Genomic DNA, 3,097 nt, shown 5'->3' on the forward strand with positions numbered 1-3,097 from the left:
AGGTCAAAGGGGCCAAGGCGCGCGTGCGACTCGGGCCGACACTCACCACTGAATGGCTGAACTGGGCCACACGGCGTGCCGGCAGCACGCGCACCTGGTCGGCGCCCACAGTGGGCGAACAGGTGATTGTCTTTTCCCCTGGCGGCGATCTGACGCGCGGCATCATCGTTCCGGCGCTGTACTCGCAGGAATTTGACGCGCCCGAATCGAGCGACAGTATCCACACCACGCATTACCCCGACGGCGCCGTGGTGCAGTACGACCATGCGGCCCACGCCCTGACGGCGACGCTCCCCGGCGGCACCGCCACCATCACCGCCGACAAGGTCACGTCGAACGCGCCCAGCACCATCTGCACGGGCGACCTGACCGTCATGAAAAACCTGATCGTCAAGCAGTCCACCACCGTGGAAGGCGCCACCGCCCTGAATGGTGGCGTGAACGCCAAGGCCGGCGCCGCTGGCGGCGTGGCCATGGCCGTGCAAGGAACGATCAAAGCCAGTGAAGACGTGCTGGCCGGCACCATCAGCCTGGCCAAGCATCCGCACGGTGGCGTCAAAGCCGGCGGCGACCAGTCGGGCGGGCCGCAACCATGATGGGCATGCACGCCACCACCGGGCGCAGCCTGATGGGCCTGGGCCACCTGCGCCAATCAGTGGCCGACATTCTCACGACACCCATCGGCTCGCGCATCCGGCGCCGCCGCTATGGTTCCGAAGTGCCCGAGCTGATCGACCAGCCCCTGAACAGCGCCACGCAGTTGCGCATCTATGCCGCCACCGCCTTTGCCCTGCGTCGCTGGGAGCCGCGTTTACAGCTGGCCAGCGTGCAGCTCACGCGCGACACGGACGGCGCCATCGCGCTGCTGCTCGATGGCACGGCGAATGGCCAGGGCATCACCCTGTCCGTGCCCGTCAAGCAAGGGGGCGCTGTATGAGCACGCCCATCGACCTGACCCAGTTGCCGGCACCGAGCGTGGTCGAAGTGCTCGACTTCGAAACCATCCTGGCCACGCGCAAAGCCCACCTGGTGAGCCTGCTGCCAGAAGCCGGGCGCGAAGCCGTCACGGCCCTGTTAGAACTGGAATCGGAGCCAGCCACCAAGCTGCTGGAAGAAAACGCATACCAGGAAACCATCCTGCGCAACCGCGTCAACGAGGCGGGCAAGGCCGTCATGCTGGCCTTTGCCCTCGACGGCGACCTGGACCAGCTGGGCGCCAACGTCAACGTGGCGCGCCTGACCATCACGCCGGCCAATCCGAACGCCCTGCCGCCCGTGGCCGCTGTCATGGAAGACAACGACGCCTACCGCCTGCGCATCCAGGAAGCGCCGGACGGCCTGTCCGTGGCCGGCCCGAAAGCGTCGTATGAATTCCACGCCCGCAGCAGCGACGGCCGCGTCAAGGACGCGAGCGCCACCAGCCCCGCACCGGCCAGCGTCACCGTCACGGTGCTGGCCAACAACGACACAGGCATCGCCGACGCCGCGCTGCTGGCCACCGTGGCGCGCGCGCTCAACGCCGAGGAAGTGCGCCCCCTAGGCGACCGCTTGAGCGTGCAGGCCGCCCAGGTCATCGATTACCAGATCGAGGCCACCTTGTTTATCGGCGTCGGCCCGGAAGTGCCGATTCTGCTGGACGCGGCGCGCGCCAACGCCGTGCGCGTGTCGCAGCCGCGCCGCCCGCTGGGGCACAGCATCTACCGATCCGCCTGCAGCGCCGCCGTCCACGTCGAGGGCGTGCGCAAGGTGGTCTTGACCAGCCCGGCCGCCGACATCGAACTGAACGCCACTCAGGCCGCGCGCTGCACGGCCATCAAGCTCAATGTGGTGGTGCGCGATGAATAAGACCGTGCCAACCCTGCCGCCCAACACTACCGCGCTGGAGCGCGCCATTGCCGTGGCCTGCGCCGAGCTGGTCAACGTGCCCATGCCGCTGCGCGACCTGTGGAGCGCCGACCGCTGTCCGGTTGTCCTGCTTCCGTTTCTGGCCTGGGCCTGTTCCGTCGACCGCTGGGACGACGCCTGGCCCGAATCGATCAAGCGCGGCACCATCAAGGCGTCCTACTTCATCCACAAGCACAAGGGCACGATTGCCGCCGTGCGCCGCGTAGTCGAGTCCCTGGGCTACGTGATCCGCATCACCGAATGGTGGCAGACCACGCCGCCGGGCGTGCCGGGCACCTTCCGCCTCGACGTCGGCGTGCTGGACACGGGCATCACGGACGCCATGTTTCAGGAAATGGAGCGCCTGATTGCCGACGCCAAGCCCGTCAGCCGCCACATGACGGGCCTGGCCATCTATCTGGAAAGTCGCGGCAGCATCTACGCGGGCGCTTGTGCGTACCACGGCGACGCCATGACCGTGTATCCCTGGATCGCGGAAACCATCGAAGTGCGCGGCACGCTGTTGCAGGTCGGCGCATCCCATACCATCGACACCCTGACCATCTATCCATGAGCACATACTTTGCCATCCTGACCGAAGTGGGCGAGGCCAAGCTGGCCAACGCCATCGCCCTGGGCCAAACCCTGAAACTGAAAAACCTGGCCGTGGGCGACGGCAACGGCAATTTGCCAATGCCTGTGCGCACGCAAAAGGCGCTGGTGCGCGAAGTGCGCCGTGCGGGCCTGAACCAGCTGACCATCGACCCGGCCAACACCAGCCAGATCATCGTCGAGCAGGTGCTGCCCGAGGACGTGGGCGGCTGGTGGATTCGTGAAATCGGTATCTACGACGAGGCCGGCGACCTGTGCGCGGTGGCCAACTGCCCGCCCAGCTACAAGCCCCTGATGGCCGAGGGCAGCGGCCGCACGCAAGTGGTGCGCATCGTGCTGATCGTCGCCAGCACGGCCGCCATCGAACTGAAAATCGACCCGTCCATCATTCTGGCCACGCGCAAGTATGTCGATGACCAGGACATCATCGTGCGCGCCTACAGCGATACGCAACTGGCCAAGCACCTGGCCGCTGTTGATCCGCATCCGCTCCTGGCGAAGGTCGCCTATGTCGATCAGAAAGACACCAGCGCGCGCAGCTATGGCGATCAGCAACTGGCCAAGCATCAGGCGGCTCTTGATCCGCACCCGCTGCTGGCCA

The 3,097-nt window shown here is 66.6% G+C and carries 5 protein-coding genes; all 5 read left to right on the top strand.

Translation table 11 applies throughout. The features are described from left to right. Window positions 1–596: phage baseplate assembly protein V (locus K0F85_RS27860; RefSeq protein WP_219119052.1), on the top strand; the 596-nt coding region annotated here is incomplete at its 5' end. A gap of 5 nt (window positions 597–601) precedes the next feature. Beyond that, on the top strand, window positions 602–937 hold the full coding sequence (locus K0F85_RS27865; RefSeq protein ID WP_374198845.1) for a GPW/gp25 family protein: 336 nt from the start codon (window positions 602–604) through the stop codon (window positions 935–937). Continuing rightward, a complete protein-coding gene (locus K0F85_RS27870; RefSeq protein WP_219119054.1) occupies window positions 934–1,845 on the top strand; it encodes a baseplate J/gp47 family protein in 912 nt (303 codons plus the stop codon). Before K0F85_RS27865 ends, K0F85_RS27870 begins: the two co-directional genes overlap by 4 nt. Continuing rightward, window positions 1,838–2,458, top strand: a complete 621-nt coding sequence (locus K0F85_RS27875; RefSeq protein ID WP_219119055.1) for a phage tail protein I — start codon at window positions 1,838–1,840, stop codon at window positions 2,456–2,458. The genes K0F85_RS27870 and K0F85_RS27875 overlap by 8 nt, the downstream gene beginning before the upstream one ends. Further along, window positions 2,455–3,097: phage tail protein (locus K0F85_RS27880; protein WP_219119056.1), on the top strand; the 643-nt coding region annotated here is incomplete at its 3' end. The genes K0F85_RS27875 and K0F85_RS27880, both read left to right, overlap by 4 nt.

This window comes from Janthinobacterium sp. UMAB-56 (assembly GCF_900095265.1).
Classification (GTDB): Bacteria; Pseudomonadota; Gammaproteobacteria; order Burkholderiales; family Burkholderiaceae_D; genus Janthinobacterium.